At 72.4% G+C, this 14,558-nt stretch carries 15 protein-coding genes and 1 pseudogene; 2 read left to right on the top strand and 14 right to left on the bottom strand.

What is annotated here, in order from left to right; translation table 11 throughout:
- Window positions 1-116 precede the first annotated feature (116 nt).
- From FV233_RS24520 to FV233_RS24500, 5 genes are all read right to left on the bottom strand, one after another.
- Entirely contained in the window at window positions 117-2,123 is a 2,007-nt protein-coding gene (locus tag FV233_RS24520) for a heme lyase CcmF/NrfE family subunit (RefSeq protein WP_147899051.1), read from the bottom strand.
- A 9-nt stretch (window positions 2,124-2,132) separates the two neighbouring features.
- Window positions 2,133-2,648, bottom strand: coding sequence for a cytochrome c maturation protein CcmE (gene ccmE, locus FV233_RS24515; RefSeq protein ID WP_147899050.1), 516 nt, complete (start codon window positions 2,646-2,648; stop codon window positions 2,133-2,135).
- A gap of 157 nt (window positions 2,649-2,805) precedes the next feature.
- A complete protein-coding gene (ccmI, locus tag FV233_RS24510) occupies window positions 2,806-4,305 on the bottom strand; it encodes a c-type cytochrome biogenesis protein CcmI (protein ID WP_147899049.1) in 1,500 nt (499 codons plus the stop codon).
- Window positions 4,306-4,480: 175 nt separating this feature from the next.
- Window positions 4,481-5,899, bottom strand: a complete 1,419-nt coding sequence (locus FV233_RS24505) for a sensor histidine kinase (protein WP_147899048.1) — start codon at window positions 5,897-5,899, stop codon at window positions 4,481-4,483.
- A 30-nt stretch (window positions 5,900-5,929) separates the two neighbouring features.
- Window positions 5,930-6,154, bottom strand: coding sequence for a hypothetical protein (locus tag FV233_RS24500; protein WP_147856457.1), 225 nt, complete (start codon window positions 6,152-6,154; stop codon window positions 5,930-5,932).
- Window positions 6,155-6,253: 99 nt separating this feature from the next.
- Here FV233_RS24500 and FV233_RS24495 point away from each other — a divergent pair, with 99 nt between their 5' ends.
- Entirely contained in the window at window positions 6,254-6,838 is a 585-nt protein-coding gene (locus FV233_RS24495; protein WP_147856458.1) for a GNAT family N-acetyltransferase, read from the top strand.
- A gap of 242 nt (window positions 6,839-7,080) precedes the next feature.
- Here the strand turns inward: FV233_RS24495 and FV233_RS24490 are convergent, their stop codons facing one another.
- The 7 genes from FV233_RS24490 to FV233_RS24460 form a co-directional block, all read right to left on the bottom strand.
- On the bottom strand, window positions 7,081-8,310 hold the full coding sequence (locus FV233_RS24490; protein WP_238259954.1) for a 2-methylaconitate cis-trans isomerase PrpF family protein: 1,230 nt from the start codon (window positions 8,308-8,310) through the stop codon (window positions 7,081-7,083).
- The gene (locus tag FV233_RS24485) at window positions 8,307-8,984 is read right to left on the bottom strand and encodes a response regulator transcription factor (RefSeq protein ID WP_007565778.1); all 678 of its coding nucleotides are present in this window, start codon (window positions 8,982-8,984) and stop codon (window positions 8,307-8,309) included. Before FV233_RS24485 ends, FV233_RS24490 begins: the two co-directional genes overlap by 4 nt.
- Before the next feature lie 35 nt (window positions 8,985-9,019).
- Window positions 9,020-9,391, bottom strand: coding sequence for a PepSY domain-containing protein (locus FV233_RS24480; RefSeq protein ID WP_147856021.1), 372 nt, complete (start codon window positions 9,389-9,391; stop codon window positions 9,020-9,022).
- A 248-nt stretch (window positions 9,392-9,639) separates the two neighbouring features.
- Window positions 9,640-9,843, bottom strand: coding sequence for a hypothetical protein (locus tag FV233_RS24475; protein WP_147856022.1), 204 nt, complete (start codon window positions 9,841-9,843; stop codon window positions 9,640-9,642).
- A complete protein-coding gene (locus tag FV233_RS24470) occupies window positions 9,840-10,160 on the bottom strand; it encodes a hypothetical protein (RefSeq protein ID WP_147856023.1) in 321 nt (106 codons plus the stop codon). Before FV233_RS24470 ends, FV233_RS24475 begins: the two co-directional genes overlap by 4 nt.
- Before the next feature lie 129 nt (window positions 10,161-10,289).
- Window positions 10,290-10,817, bottom strand: a complete 528-nt coding sequence (locus FV233_RS24465; protein ID WP_147899047.1) for a hypothetical protein — start codon at window positions 10,815-10,817, stop codon at window positions 10,290-10,292.
- Window positions 10,814-11,365, bottom strand: a complete 552-nt coding sequence (locus FV233_RS24460; RefSeq protein ID WP_147899046.1) for a phage tail tip lysozyme — start codon at window positions 11,363-11,365, stop codon at window positions 10,814-10,816. The genes FV233_RS24465 and FV233_RS24460 overlap by 4 nt, the downstream gene beginning before the upstream one ends.
- A gap of 55 nt (window positions 11,366-11,420) precedes the next feature.
- Here FV233_RS24460 and FV233_RS24455 point away from each other — a divergent pair, with 55 nt between their 5' ends.
- A complete protein-coding gene (locus tag FV233_RS24455; RefSeq protein WP_238259953.1) occupies window positions 11,421-11,984 on the top strand; it encodes a GDSL-type esterase/lipase family protein in 564 nt (187 codons plus the stop codon).
- An 86-nt stretch (window positions 11,985-12,070) separates the two neighbouring features.
- Here FV233_RS24455 and FV233_RS24450 read toward each other — a convergent pair whose 3' ends face one another.
- Both FV233_RS24450 and FV233_RS24445 read right to left on the bottom strand, forming a co-directional pair.
- Window positions 12,071-13,327 (bottom strand): DUF2793 domain-containing protein, encoded by a 1,257-nt coding sequence (locus FV233_RS24450; RefSeq protein ID WP_147899045.1) that lies wholly within the window; start codon window positions 13,325-13,327, stop codon window positions 12,071-12,073.
- Between the two features lie 269 nt (window positions 13,328-13,596).
- Window positions 13,597-14,558: pseudogene (locus FV233_RS24445) on the bottom strand (hypothetical protein); the annotation flags it as partial.

Here is a 14,558-nt window from a genome sequence, read left to right as displayed (position 1 = left end):
CTCCGGATACCGCGCTCCCCTCTCCCGACCCGGCCTGACGGCCGGCCCACCCTCCCCCGCAGAGGGGGGAGGGACTGCGCAGCGGCCGATGGCGCCCAAGGTCATGACCCAGGCCCTCACTCGGCCGGCACCACGGCCGCGTTCGGCATCGCCCGCGCCCGCGCCTTGGCCGGCACGCCGACGCGCATCCGGCGGTCGGTGAGGGACAGCCCCCCGCCCAGAGCCATCACGACCGCGCCGAGCCAGATCATCAGCACCAGCGGCTTGTAGTAGAGGCGCACGCCGACGCCGCCGTCCTGGCCGATCTCGCCGAGGCTGGCATAGACCTGGCTCGCCCCGATGGTCAGCAGGCCGGATTCCGTCACCGACATCTTGCGGCTCGGGTAGAAGCGCTTCCCGGTCTCGACGCGGCCGACCTCGTCGCCGGAGCGGGTTCGGATCGTCAGAAAGGCCGCGGCCTCCTCGTAGTTCGGGCCGGCCCGGGGGGCGACTCGGTCGAGGGTCGCGGTGTAGGGGCCGGTCGACAGGGTCTGGCCGGGCTTGAGCGTCGCCAGCCCCTCGGTGGCCCACCCTTGCGCGGCGATGCCGATCACCACCACGCCGACGCCGGCATGGGCGAGCGCCGTGCCCCAGGCCGAGCGCGGCAGGCCGATGGCCCGGCGGCCGATCTGGCCGACGTCGCGCGTCCGGCTGGACCCGAAGCCCCGGGCCCGGGAGACGATTTCCAGAGCCGAGCCGATCAGCAGGTAGGCGCCGAGCCCGATCCCGACCGGCGCCATCACGGGGCCGCCCCAGGTCAGCGCCAGGACCGCGAAGCCGACCACCAGGGCGACGGCGAGCGCCGCGAACAGGCGCTGCGAGGCCGCGAGCACGTCCCCGCGCTTCCAGGCGAGCGCCTGACCGAAGGGCACGATCAGCAGGAGCGGGATCGCCAGCGGGATGAAGGTCGCGTTGAAGAAGGGCGGCCCGACGGTGATCTTCTCCCCGGTCAGCATCTCCAACAGGAGCGGATAGAGCGTCCCCACCAGCACCGTGGCGCAGGCGGCCACCAGGAACAGGTTGTTGAGGACGAGCGCGCCCTCCCGGGAGATCGGCGCGAACAGGCCGCCCTGCCGCAGCAGCGGCGCCCGCCAGGCGAACAGCGTCAGCGAGCCGCCGATGAACAGGATCAGGATCGCGAGGATGAAGACGCCGCGGGTCGGGTCGGTGGCGAAGGAATGCACCGAGGTGATCACCCCGGAGCGGACCAGGAAGGTGCCGATCAGCGACAGCGAGAAGGTCAGGATGGCGAGCAGCACCGTCCAGACCTTCAGGGCGTCGCGCTTCTCCATCACCACGGTGGAGTGCAGCAGCGCCGTGCCGGCGATCCAGGGCATCAGGGAGGCGTTCTCGACCGGATCCCAGAACCACCAGCCGCCCCACCCGAGCTCGTAATAGGCCCAGTAGGAGCCCATCGCGATGCCGAGCGTCAGGAACGACCAGGCGGCGAGCGTCCAGGGGCGCACGGCCCGCGCCCAGACCGCGTCGATCCGCCCGTCGATCAGGGCGGCGACCGCGAAGGCGAAGCTGATCGAGAAGCCGACATAGCCGACGTAGAGGAGCGGCGGGTGGATCGCCAACCCGACATCCTGCAGCAGCGGGTTGAGGTCGTTGCCCTCGAGCGGCGCCGGGACCACGCGACTGAACGGGTTCGAGGTCGTGATGATGAACAGCACGAACACGAAGGTGATCAGCCCCTGCACGCCGAGCGTGTTGGCCCGCAGGCGCGGCGGCACGGAATTCTTGGCCACGGCCACGCAGGCGCCGAACAGGGTCAGGATCAGGACCCAGAGGAGCATCGAGCCCTCGTGGTTCCCCCAGACGCCGGAGAACTTGTAGATCAGCGGCTTCTGCGTGTGCGAGTTCTCGACGACGTTCTGGACCGAGAAGTCCGAGGTGACGTGCGCCCAGGTCAGGGCCGCGAAGGCGAACAGCACGCACGCGAAGGCACCCAAGGCCGCCTGCGAGGCGGCCTGGCGCAGGGCCGGGTCGCCCGAGCGCGCCGCCCAGACCGGCATCACCATCTGGACAAGGGAGATCGCCAGCGCGAGCGCAAGCGCGAAATGGCCGGTCTCGACGATCATCCGGTTTCCTTACCGCTCACTGCGGGGGCCGAGGGTCCCGCCATTCGAGGCGGTGACGGGCTTCGGCGCAACCTTGGCGCCGCCCTTCGCGCCACCCTCCTGCCAGCGCCCCTGTGCCTTCAGGGCGTCGGCGACCTCCCGGGGCATGTACGATTCGTCATGCTTGGCCAGCACGGTGTCGGCCCGGAACCGGCCGCCCGGCTCCAGCATGCCCTCGGCCACCACGCCCTGTCCCTCGCGGAACAGGTCGGGCAGCAGGCCCTTGTACTGGACCTCGACGGTGGCGTTGGTGTCGGTCACGGCGAAATCCACCGTCTGGTCGGGCCCGCGCCGAAGCGAGCCGTCCTTCACCAGGCCGCCGAGCCGCATCCGGGTCCCGGGGGGTATGGCCTGCTGGGCGATGTCGGTGGGCGAGCGGAAGAACACGATCGAGCCGCTCATGGCGAACAGGATCAGCCCCACGGCGAGCGCGAGCACGCTGCCGCAGGCAGTGATCAGGATCAGGCGGCGGCTCTTGCGCGTCACGATTCTTCCACCCCGGGATCCGACGGGCTTTGGCCCGAGCAGACCTAAACCGTTCTCATTCCAGCCTGCAGGGTGTCGGCCCGGCAGCCGCGCCGGTCAAGGGCGTCGGGCAGGACCGATTGTCGTACGAACAGCCGCGAGGAGCCCCTCGGCGCCGTCAGGGATTGGATTTGGCGGTCAGATCGAGCTCCCGGGCGAGCCCGTCGAGCCGGCTCACCGCCTCGGCGTTGGTGGCGAGCGCCATCCGGGCGCGGTCGAGGGCCTTGATCGCCTGATCGCGATCGCCGAGTGCGCTGTAGGAGCGCACGAGCCGCAGCCACTCGTCCGGTGTGCCGCCCCGGGCCGCGAGACGCCGGTCGAGCCCGTCGACCATGCCGCGGATCGCGGCGTCGCGCTCGGCCGGCGATAGCGCCTGCATGGCGGCGGCCGCCGATTCGGTGTCCGACCGCGGCGCGGGTCCGGACATGGAGCCGGCCATGGGACCGGGGGCCGCCGGAGGCGCCGGCTTGCCGGGATCGAGACCCAGGATGCGGGCGCCCTCCTCCACCTGCGCGAGCCCCTGCGGATTGCCGGCCAGCGCCACCCGGGCACGGGCCAGGGCATCGATCGCCTGGTCGCGCTCGCCGAGCACCGCCCGGGAGCGGGTGAGCCGCAGCCACTCGTCCGGCGTGCCGCCGCCCGCCTTGAGCCGGGCGTCGAGCCCATCGACCATGCCGCGGATCGCCGCCTGCTGCTCGGCCGGGATCTTCGGGGGAGCCAGAGGCGCGGCGGCCGGCGCCGCCTCGCCCTTGAGCCGGGCCAGGTTCTGCCGGACCAGCCCGAGCCAGGGCGCGTCGGCGGGGCTGGCGGCCTCCAGGGCGGAGAGCTGGCGGATCGCCTCGGCGGTATCGCCGGCCTGCTCGGCCGCGCGCGCGAGATAGAAGCGGGGCTTCGGCGCGTTCTGGTCCTTGGCCTGGGCCTTCTCGAACAGGGCCTTGGCCTCGGGGGTGACGGTGCCTTCGCCTGCCGCCGCCAGAGCCTCGCCCCAATCGGACAGGACGTCGGCGGTCTCGCCTTTCAGCCGGGCGATGTTGGCGAAGGCGCGGGCCGCGTCGTCGAACCGGCCGGTGCGCATGTAGACCGGGGCGAGCACGGCCCAGCCTCGGGCGTCGTTCGGGTCGCGGGCGAGGCGGGCCTCGATCTGGCCGACCGCCTTCATCAGGTCCTCGGTGCCGCCGCGGGCGGCCTGCCGGTCGGCGTCGGTCTGCGCCGGCAGCTCCGGCGAGCCGTAGAGCCCGTAGGCGATCAACGCGACCAGGGGAATCGTGGACAGCGCGAAGGCGGAGGCCGCCCGGCGCCGGCGCAACCGCGGCTCGGCGGGACGCGCGGCCTCGTCCGCGCCGGCATCCTCGGCGTCGCGCCGCGCATCGCGGCTGGCCCGCAACAGCCGCCGGGCAGCCTCGGCGCGGGCGGTCTCGGCCTCGTCCGGAGCGATCAGGCCGCGGTCCAGATCGCAGTCGATCTCGGCGATCTGATCCTCGTAGAACGCGGTCTCGGTATCGACGCTGGAACTGCCGCCCTCGCCGACCGGAACGGCCGTGCGCCGCGACATCGGCCAGAGCAGGCCGAGCACGGCCGCAGCGGTCATGCCCGCCAGGATGAACCAGATCGCCGTCATCGAACCTTTGCCAGCGAGCCCGACCGACCCGCATGTCTCCACGCCATGTGGAGCCAGCCGCGGGACGCCACGACGCCCTCCGGCGGCGCAACGGTGTCACGCAACTTAGGCACGATGACAAGAGGCGGGATCAGGCCATGAAGCCGCGTTCTGCGACGTGAAAACGTCCACCGGATCAATGGTTGGCCGGCCCGACCGGCGCGTCGCCCGGCACTTCCAACACCGCCCGCAGGCCGCCGAGGGCCGCCTCCTCCAGGGTGAAGCGCCCCCGGTACAGGGCGGCGAGGTCCGCCACGATGGACAGGCCGAGGCCCGAGCCGGGCTTCGACTCGTCGAGGCGCCGGCCCCGGCCGAGCACGGCCTGGCGGGCCTCCGGGGGCAGGCCGGGGCCGTCGTCCTCGATGGCGACCACGAGATGGGGATAATCGTTCCGGGCCACCGCCTCGGCCCGGATCGCAACCCGGCCGTGGGCCCATTTCGAGGCGTTGTCGACGAGGTTGCCGACCATCTCCTCGAAATCCTGGCGCTCGCCCCGGAAGCGCAGGCCCGGGGGAACGTGGACGTCGTAGGCGATGTCCTTGTCCCGGTAGATCTTTCCGAACGTGCGCACGAGGCCGGCCAGAGCCGGCTCGACCTCCGTGGAGGTGCCCAGCGTACCGGCGAGCGCGGCCGCGCGGGCGCGGTCGAGGTGATAGTTCACCTGGTCGCGCATCACCGCCGCCTGCTCGCGGATCTTCTGCGACAGCTCCTCCGGGGCGTCCGAGGCGCCGACCTCGTTGACGATGATCGAGAGCGGCGTCTTGAGCGCGTGGGCGAGGTTGCCGACCTGGGTGCGGGCGCGCTCCAGGATCTCCCGGTTGGTCTCGATCAGGAGGTTCACCTCGCCGGTGAGCGGGGCGATGTCGCGCGGGTAGGTGCCGGTGATCCGGTCGGCCTCGCCGCGGCGGACGGCGCCGAGCGCGGCGCGCATCTTCTTCAGGGGCGCCAGGCCGAACCGGATCTGCAGCAGCGTCGTGATCGCCAGCGACAGGCCGAGCAGCCCGAACGTGATCGTCAGCGAATTGCGGAACCGGTCGACGTCGTTGACGATCTCGTCCGCCGGGCCGGCCACCCGCACGGTGTAGCGGCCCTCCTCGCCGAGATCGACGTCGCGCTCCATGATCCGCAGCAGGCGGCCGTCCTGACCCTTGCCGTAGCCCTGGCGGATCTGGCCGACCCCGACCTTGCCGTCGGCATCGGTGGCGGGCCCCAGCGGCACGCCGACGAGCGAGCGCGAGGTGCGCAGGTCCCGGGGCTTCGCGTCGGGCTTGCCGACCTGCCAGTACCAGCCGGACAGGGGCAGATCGAAGCGCGGATCGCCGAGCGAGAAGGTCCGGCTCTCGGGATCGTTGGGGGAGACCAGGTCGGTGGCGAGGTTGTTGGTGAAGACCAGGAGCCGGCTGTCGAAGGCGCGCTCGGTGGTCTCCCGGTAGAGGGTCGTGAGGATCCAGGCCGCGATCAGCAGGATCGCCGAGCTCGACAGGAACGCCGACACGGCCAGCCGCACCGCGATCGAGCGGCGGCGCAGGGAGAAGAGACCGATCAGGGTTTTCATCGACCCGAGGCTGGCTGGGGATGTGATGGGCTAGTCCCGCTTGATCGATTCACGCACCGCCCCGTGCGCGATCACGCCGCGCAGATCGTCGCCGATGCGGCGAGCGTCACCCCGCAGGGCCTCGGTCTCGTCGCGATGCGGATACCGGATCGGCTCGTATCGGAAGGACCAGAAGGACGCCAAGGCATCCAGGCGCGTCCACGGCTTGAACCGGCGTGTCCGCGACGCCGGACCGCGTCTGTCGGCGGGTGTCATAGCGAGGGGCAAATCCGTGGGGCGCAGACTGGCCTCATGTAGAACGATTGACGACAGCGCGACAACAACCGCACGCTCGGAGAAAGGACGACGCAAGACGTGGAAGTGATTCCTATGGAAACGCGGGATCTTGGGTTGGAGGAACCCCCTCCCCTCGGCCCCCTCGAACGATTGACGGAAGAGCATGAGCTGATCGGCTTCGCCGGAGGATCCGACGACGTCGGCGATCAGGCCGGTTGGCTCAGGAGCCAAGCTCTTGCGAACGATCGCGAGGGCTACACGCGCGCGTTCGTCGCCTGCTTTCCAGGCACCAAGCGCGTTGGAGCGTTCTTCGGACTGTCATCCGCTGTGGTAGCCCGAAGCAATCTCCCCAAGCGGGCGCAACCGCACGGAACGCCCAGAGTCGTGCCCGCGGCCTTGATCGGGCGCCTCGCCCTTCACGCGGACCTGCAAGGGCGCCGGTTGGGCCTAGAAATTCTCATCGCCGCGATCGAGCAATGCGTCGTGGCGTCCGAGCAGATCGCTTTCCGGTTGATCATCGTCGACGCCGCAAGCCCCAAGGCTCGGAGGCTTTATGAAAAAGTCGACTTTAGGCCGATCGCCAATCTGGAGCTTCCGAACCGGTTATTCTTACCGGTCAAAACAGCGACGGCGATGATCAAGCCTCAAACTGAGAAGCAGTAGCGCGTTCTGCTTGTGCCTAGCGTCGCCATGAGCGTGCGCGCGCAACAGCCTGCCTAGCGCCCTCCGAAGGTGCCGGCGGCGTATCGAGGACATCCGTCAGGGCATCGAAAGCGGCCTTCGACAGCAGTACAAGATGCGGATCATGCGCCGTCTGACGATAAGCGCCGACAGGCGCAGGCACGGTCTTGTCAACGCCGACGCGGCCGCTGACGAACGGCTTCACGGATCGCTGCCGATGGGTGCTATCTTTGACCGGTCGCTTGTTCATGAGACTCACCACCTGAAAGTTTAGCGCGTGTCCTCTCCATTTGCACCTGCGTGCGAGGCTCATAATACACCGCGCCCCGCATCAGTGGCCGCGCGGTGCGGAAGAACGCGCCGCGCTCCGCCCGCCAACCGTCCCCATCCCGCGAAACGGTGGCGTCCGCGGTGAGGATGCCCGAAGGCATGCCGACGCGCAGGGCGCCATCGCCGGTGGCGCGCGCGGCCTCGTGGACCAGGCTGCCCGCGATCCGGGCGGCCACCGCGAGGCACAGGGTGGCGGTGAGCGGCAGGGCCTGGTGCGGCACCCCGTTCGAGATCACCCGGGCGGTCAGGTCGACATCCCCGGCGCGGATCGCCGCCCCGGACAGGCTGGACGCATCCAGCGGCGGCGCGACCAGGCCGACGAACGGCACGTGGACGATCCGGGCTGCGGCGTCGAGATCCGGCGCGATGCCCATCGCCACCGAGGCGGCCCGGCGGATCCGCGCCAACCGGTCGAGGAGGCCGGGCACGGCGTCCAGGGCGGCGGGCAGCTCGGTCCCGGCGAGCCCGAGATCGGCGGCGCGGACGAACACGCAGGCGTTGGCCGCGTCCACCAGCGAGACCTCAACGGGGCCGAGGCCCGGCACGTCGAGGGTTTGCCGCACCGAGCCGGTGGGGAGCAGCAGCCCGGTGGTGGCGCCGCCCGGATCGACGAAGTCCAGGCGGATCGGCGCCCCGGTGCCGGTGACGCCGGGGATGGCGAGGTCGCCGCGGTAGACGGTCCGCCCGTCCCGGACCTCGAAGCCGGCTTCGATCCGCTTGGCGGTGTTGGTGTTGTAGATCCGTAGGCGCACCGGGCCGTCGGCAACCTCCACCAAGCCCTCGTCCACCGCGAAGGGACCAACGGCGGAGAGCATGTTCCCGCAGTTGCCGGACAGGTCGATCCGCCCGTCGCGGACCACGACCTGCACGAAGGTGTAGTCGATGTCGGCATCCGGCCGGCGCGACCGCTCCACGATGCAGATCTTCGACACCGAGGAGACGCCGCCGCCCATTCCGTTGAGCTGGCGCCCGAACGGGTCGGGGCTGTCCATCGCGGACAGGAAGGCCGGCTCCCAGGCGGCGAGGTCGCCCGGCACGTCCCGGCGATGCAGCATCAGCGCCTTGCTGGTGCCGCCGCGCATGAACACGGCCGGCAGCATGCCGGACGCCGGCACCGCGGTCACACCCGCGCCGGCGGCTGGTTGGGATCCACAAGGTAGCCCAGCCCGCGCACGGTCTGGATCAGGTCCACGGCGAGCTTCTTGCGCAATCGCCCGACGAACACCTCGATGGTGTTCGAATCCCGGTCGAAATCCTGGTCGTAGAGGTGCTCGGTCAGCTCGGCCCGGGAGACCACCCGGCCGGTATGATGCATCAGGTAGGAGAGCAGCCGGTATTCGTGGCTGGTGAGCTTCACCTGGGCGCCGTCCACGAACACCTTGCCGGAGCGCGTATCGAGGGTGACCGGCCCGCAGGCGATCTGGCTGGAGGCGTGCCCCGCCGCCCGGCGCAGGAGCGCCCGGACCCGGGCCATCAACTCCTCCATGTGGAACGGCTTGGTGACGTAGTCGTCGGCGCCGGCATCGAAGCCGTCGACCTTGTCGGACCAGCGGTCCCGGGCGGTGAGGATGATCACCGGGGTCTTCACCCCGGCCCGCCGCCACTTCTGCAGCACCGAGACGCCGTCGGCCTTCGGCAGGCCCATGTCGAGGATGATCGCGTCGTAAGGCTCGCTCTCCCCGAGATAGCCACCCTCCTCGCCGTCATAGGCCTTGTCGGCGACGTAGCCGGCCTCCTCCAGCGCGGCGACCACCTGCCGGTTGATGTCCCGGTCATCCTCCACGACGAGCAGTCGCACGGCTCACTCCATTCCACTGCGGGTGTGAAGCCCGGTCAGTATTGGCCCGCGACCTTGCCGGTGCGGGCATCCACGATCACGTGCACGAAATGCCCGTCCCGGCGCAAGGCGGTCAGCATGTAGACGAGCCCGTCCTCGTGGCGGCACAGGCTCGCGCGCTGGATCTCGGCCCGGGGAATCACCGTGCGGGCCGCCCGGATCGCCGCCACCGGGGCGATCACGCGCCGCTCGCCGACCTCCTCGCGCATGTCGGCCGGCGACAGGCAGGACTCGATCCGCTGGGGCGTCGGATCCGCCACCTGGGCCGTCTGCGGGGCCGGTCCGTCATCGGCCATGGAGCCGAGGCCGCTGGCGGCGAGGGCCGCGGCGGTCAGGCTGATGGCAACGAGGGCGATGGCGTAGCGCATTGCCAGGAGATTTGCGCCGAGGGCACTGAATGCGCCCTGAATACGTAGCTGTAATTGCCCCGACGCGAGTTCGGACTGGCGCCCGCAACGGTAAGATGTGAGCTGTTTCGTTGTGGATGCCATCGTGCCGGCACTACGGCCGACGGGCTTTTCGGGTTCCACCGCCGAGGTCGCGCCGCACAGGCGATTGCGCACGCCGAAGTGCCCGATCCAGAGCGCTCGCGGCCGCAGAGGAGACCGGTTCGACGTCAGCGAGCGCGTCGAATCAGGGACTGAGAGCCGTCCCGGCATACGGACGGCACCGAAGCGGCGGCCTGCGCGGACAGGACGGCGTCGATCGGCCAGGGGCGCGCCCCGAGCCGCGCACCCAGCTGGAGCGTGACGGCGATCACCGCCGCCCCCGACAGGGTCAGCCAGACGCGGTCGAGGACCCGATCCCGCCGCAAGCTCATCGTGAACCTCCCGTGATCAGCGACCAGAACGCCCGCAGGGCCGGCATGCGCTCGACCAGCCAGGCGATCTGGTCCGAGAACCAATGCGCGGCCGCCGCCGCGGTGACGAAGGTGAACAGGGCCGCGTGCCTGAGGCGCCGGACATAGCGGCGCAGCACCCGCCGCTCGACATGCGCGTCCACGAGTTCGTCGAGGACCGCCAGGCGCGGCGCGGTCTGGCGGGCGACGTAGGCCTGCCAGAACGGCGGGAACCGGATCGTCCGCGCCCGACCACCGGGGCCGGGCGCGTCCTCGGGGGAATGGTGGCCCGCGTTCATGGCTTCCTCCCCGGACCCACTCCGGCCCCGCACGATGCCGCGCGCCTGCCGCCTCATGTCCCGGCTCGCCCCATCCGGGACAGGGGGCCCGCGCCCCCGTGTTGAGACGGGTGAGGTCGGAGAACGCCGTCAGGCCCGATGCGCCGCGTCCCCCTCCCGGAGCGCCCGCAGCGCCGGCGCCAGGACGTTGCCGGCGCTGGCCTGCGGGTCGAGCGGCAGGGCCCGGAAGATCCGGGCGGCGACGCCCTCGGCACCGCCCGCGCTCCGGACGACGTGGGCCGGCGCGGTCGCGACGACGTGCCGGACGCCGGCCGCCACCACCGCGGAGCCGAGATCGACGCTCACGGTCCGGCCCCGCGCGGCGCCGGCCACGGCGTTCTGGCCGTACTCGGCCCCGGCCCGGATCGCGGCCTCGACCCGTTCCCGGGTCAGGAGCGAGGCCGCCCACGGCGCGACCCGGGCGATCCCGGCCGTGACCGCCGCGGCGGCGACCGGCACCAGGACGGCCGAGACCGGCTGCAGCAGCCCGACCAGCCAGTCGCCCCAGGGGATCGCCACGCCGCCCGCCTGGGCGGAGGCTAGAGCCGGGCAGACCAGAGCGACGAACGGGATCGCGGCGCCGGCCAGCGCCAGCCCGGCACGGAAGAGGTGCGTCATGATCGATCTCCGGAGTTGCGCGCGCGGCGGACCCGGCCGGCTCGGGATTCGGGGTTGAGCGGCCCGGCGGCGCCCGCGCGCAGGGCCGAGAGCGCCCGGCGGGCCCAGGCCAGCCGGCTCGCCAGCGCGATCACGCCCGGCCGCTCGAAGTGCCGGCACACGCTCTCGGTGGCGGCCTCCAGGGTCGGAGCCTGCCGCAGGGCTGCGAGCGCCGCCGCCTCGGTGGTGCGCAGCTCCGTGCAGAGGTAGCCGTACTGGGCCTCGGGGGCGGCCGGATCGAGGGTGTGCGCCCGGCACCAGGCCTCCATGGCCACGCGCCGGGGGCCGGTCCATTGCGCCAGGCCCCAGCCGCCCCGAGACCCGGCCACCGCCGGGGCGACCTCCTGGAGCTGGCGGAAGCCGCCGCTCTCGTGGCCGAGATTGCCCAGGAGCCCGGCGGCCTGCAGATCGGTGAGGCCGAGATCGCGCATCAGGCGCGGCCCCAGGCTCCGGCAGCCGGCCGCGAAGGCGTCGCCCGGCCCCCGGGCCGGACCAGTGGTTGCGGACATCGGGACTCTCCGGGCATGGGTCCGCGCGACGCGGACGGGGGACGGATTGGGCCACGTGGGACACGGACAGGACCGGCCGCTGGTGTTCATCGGCGATTCGATCACCGCCGGCTGGGGCGCGGCCCGGGCCGAGACCTTCGCGCGGCACGGCTTCGTGGCCCGGGGCGTCCCGGGTCAGACGAGCGGTGAGATCCGCGCCCGCTTCCTCCGCGACGCGGCCGGCGCCCGGGGCGTCCACCTGCTGTGCGGGATCAACGACATCGCCGAGATCGGCGGCCCGGTCTCGGACGGGGCGATCCGCGACAACATCGCCGCCATGGCGCGGCTGGCCTTCGAGGCCGGGCTGCCGCTGTGGATCGGCACCGTGATGCCGAGCGATTTCCGGGGGTGGCGCCCCGAACTCAGGCCCGTGGCGCGCATCCACGCCCTGAACCGCTGGATCCGGGCTCATTGCGCCGCCAGCGCCGCGGCGCGCATCGACTATCACACGCCGCTCGCCACCCCGTCGGGCGCGCTCCGGCCGGACTTCACCGCGGACGGCATCCACCTCAACGGAGCGGGCTACGCGGCGATCGAGCCGGCGATGCTGGCGGCCCTGGCGCCGGGGGCCGGCCGGTGAGGCGGGGCGGGCGGACCCACAGGCCTATCGCGACGGCAAAGTTGGCGCCCCCTCCCCCCGCACCGTTCGCTTCAGGACCATGCCCCTCAAGACCCCAATCCCAACCAATAGGTTGAAACATTCCCGGCGCCGGTCACCGCGCCGCCGGTGTCGCGGCGGTTGCGGAGCGTGAACCCGGTCGCGGACACGTCGCTGACCTGGCTGGCGTAGAGCGTCCCGGCATCCCGGGCGACCGGCTGGGCCCAGACCCCCAGGCACGCGCTCGGAAAGGCGGGGCTGAACGAGACGGAGACATCGGCGTCCGCGCCGGTCGCGAGGCCCCATTGCAGGATGAGCCCGTTGGCGAGCCGGGCGTAGCCGTTCGGAGCGAGCGCCTGGGTGCCCAGCGCCAGCGGCGTCCCGTCGGCGCGCTGGTAATGGCGCACGCGCCACCGGCCGGCGCCGTCCGAGGCGGCCAGGCAGGTGTCGTCGGCGGCCGTGACGATGTCGGCCCGGGTCGGCAGGGCGAGCTGCTCGGGATCGTGGACCAGGGTGGCGGCGCCGGAAAAGCGCACGAGCCGCTCCCGGTCGGCGCCGGTGCCGAAGCGGGTGATCCGGGCCGTGCCGGCAATCAGCACACGCCGCGTGCCGGCACCGCCGAGATCCGTGGTCGCCGCAGCGGCCAGCACGGTCTCGGTGGAGGCGAAATCGATCCCGCCCTTCGCCGCGGAAGCGGTGAGCGCGGTACTGAAGGCGGACCCGTCGGGCGAGACCTTCAGGGAGAAGTCGTCGCCGCCCAGAAGGCCCAGCAGGGCGCGGGCGGAATAGCCGGTCTGGAGGATCAGGGCGGCGTCCCGGGCCGGGGCCTGCTTGTTGACCGAGATCCGCATGTCGCCGGAGCCCGGAGTCGCGTCGTCCCAGGTGAGCAGGGCCGCGTCCGACTTGACCGCGAGGCGGTTGGTGGCATCCGCCCCGGTGTTGACGCCGAGCCGGCTCACGCTCTGGATCGCGGTCAGCGTCCGGCGGAAGCTTCCCCAGGCGCTGCCGTCGAACACGTAGAGGTCGGCCTCGTCGATCAGGTAGGCGAACCAGCCGGCCCGGGGCACCGCGCCGACCCAGACGCCGTCGGCGTAGCGCACGACCTGGCCGGCGAGCCCGGCCCAGGCGCCCCCCGGGTTCGACGTGACCACGAGGTAGCGGTCGCCGTCGGCAGGGTTCCTGGGTGGCGCGGTGAGGTCCTTGTCCAGGCAGGCGAGCTGGACCAGGGCGTCGAGGAGGCCGAGCGCCTCGTTGTGGGTGACGTGCTTCTGGGCCTGGCTCGCCGCGATCAGCGGCAGGCCGAGGCGGGGCGTGATGTCGGACATCGGGGGCTCCGTGGGCGGAAACTCTAGCCGTGACCATCGGCGCAGCCGTCGCCGGCGGGTGAAGCGCGCCCCTTTCCCGGACGCCTGGAACGTCAGCGGAAGGTGATCCGGGACCCAGCGCAGACAGCGCCGCGCAGCGGCACGATCGTCAAACCATACGGACGCTTCGCGTCTCGTCCTGCTGGGTCCCGGGTCGCATTCCGCTGACGCTGCATGCGCCCGGGAAAGGGTGCTGCGGGAACGACGCCGTTCCGCAGAGCGATTTCCGTTCAGGCGCTTCGGACCGGGATGCGGGCGCGGCACGCCGGGCCGGGGCCTGCGACCGCGCCGATCTGCGCCACGGCGACGTCGAGGCTGGCCTGGGGGCCGCCGAAATCGGCCGCCTCGTCGGCGTAGAGGAGCTGCTGCGCCACGGCCCGGAGCTGGCGCAGGGGCGTGCCGGCACCGGAGAACACCGTGACCGCGTAGGCCTCCGGCTCGTCGAGGGGGATCTCGGCGGGGGCCCAGGCGTCGCCGTCGCGGCGCGCCCGGCGGATCCAGGAGAGCCGCACCCCCGACGCGTCCCGCCGCGCCCGCAGGTGGACCGGCCGCAGGGGGAGGAGCGAACCCAGCCCGGCCGTCGCGGCGAATTCCGACACCGCCGGATCGCCCGGGTCGGCGGAGGCCGGGCCGACCCGGTAGCGGAAGCCCCGTCCGGCCTCGTCCAGCCGCTCGACCAAGGGCACCACCGCGCCGTCGTCGAGGCGCACGAGCAGGCTGCCCGCCGGGGTGGCACGCCCGGCGGCCGGCTCGCTGCCCGCGAGCCCGCGCAGGAGCCCGGAGAGGCGGTAGGTCTCGGAGCCGGTCAGCACCGCGTCGGCCGCGCAGAGCAGCTCGACGGTGCCGTCCGGCCCGACCAGGGCGAACAGGTTGCCGCCGGCCAGCATCGCGGCCTCGCCGATCGATCCGAGCGCCCCGCCCCGGCGCAGGGTGACGTCGAGGGAGGCGCCGCGCTGCAGCCGCCAGAGCGGCCCGGCGGGCAGGTCCGAAAGGGTCCGGCCGAGGCAGGCCGGGTAGTCGACCAGGCCGTGGAGGGTGAGCGGCCCCGTTCCTTCCGCCCGCCACACCGCCGCCTCCCCGGGCCAGGGCTCCGCCGCGACCGCGAGGTATTGCAGCACCGTCGGGCTGCCGCGATCCACCGGCAGGTCGAGGGCGAGCGCGAAGGGCGGCCCCGGGAAGGCCGGGGTCGCGC

Source organism: Methylobacterium sp. WL7 (assembly GCF_008040085.1).
Lineage (GTDB): Bacteria > Pseudomonadota > Alphaproteobacteria > Rhizobiales > Beijerinckiaceae > Methylobacterium > Methylobacterium mesophilicum.
The sequence above is the reverse complement of the archived record's forward strand: the minus strand, read 5'-3'. Positions and strand labels throughout refer to the sequence as shown.

Coding starts and splice junctions, on each gene's coding strand:
- FV233_RS24520 (WP_147899051.1), bottom strand. CDS start 2,123: ATGATCGTCGAGACCGGCCATTTCGCGCTTGCGCTCGCGCTGGCGATC.
- ccmI (WP_147899049.1), bottom strand. CDS start 4,305: ATGACGGCGATCTGGTTCATCCTGGCGGGCATGACCGCTGCGGCCGTG.
- FV233_RS24505 (WP_147899048.1), bottom strand. CDS start 5,899: ATGAAAACCCTGATCGGTCTCTTCTCCCTGCGCCGCCGCTCGATCGCG.
- FV233_RS24500 (WP_147856457.1), bottom strand. CDS start 6,154: ATGACACCCGCCGACAGACGCGGTCCGGCGTCGCGGACACGCCGGTTC.
- FV233_RS24480 (WP_147856021.1), bottom strand. CDS start 9,391: ATGCGCTACGCCATCGCCCTCGTTGCCATCAGCCTGACCGCCGCGGCC.
- FV233_RS24475 (WP_147856022.1), bottom strand. CDS start 9,843: ATGAGCTTGCGGCGGGATCGGGTCCTCGACCGCGTCTGGCTGACCCTG.
- FV233_RS24470 (WP_147856023.1), bottom strand. CDS start 10,160: ATGAACGCGGGCCACCATTCCCCCGAGGACGCGCCCGGCCCCGGTGGT.
- FV233_RS24465 (WP_147899047.1), bottom strand. CDS start 10,817: ATGACGCACCTCTTCCGTGCCGGGCTGGCGCTGGCCGGCGCCGCGATC.
- FV233_RS24460 (WP_147899046.1), bottom strand. CDS start 11,365: ATGTCCGCAACCACTGGTCCGGCCCGGGGGCCGGGCGACGCCTTCGCG.
- FV233_RS24450 (WP_147899045.1), bottom strand. CDS start 13,327: ATGTCCGACATCACGCCCCGCCTCGGCCTGCCGCTGATCGCGGCGAGC.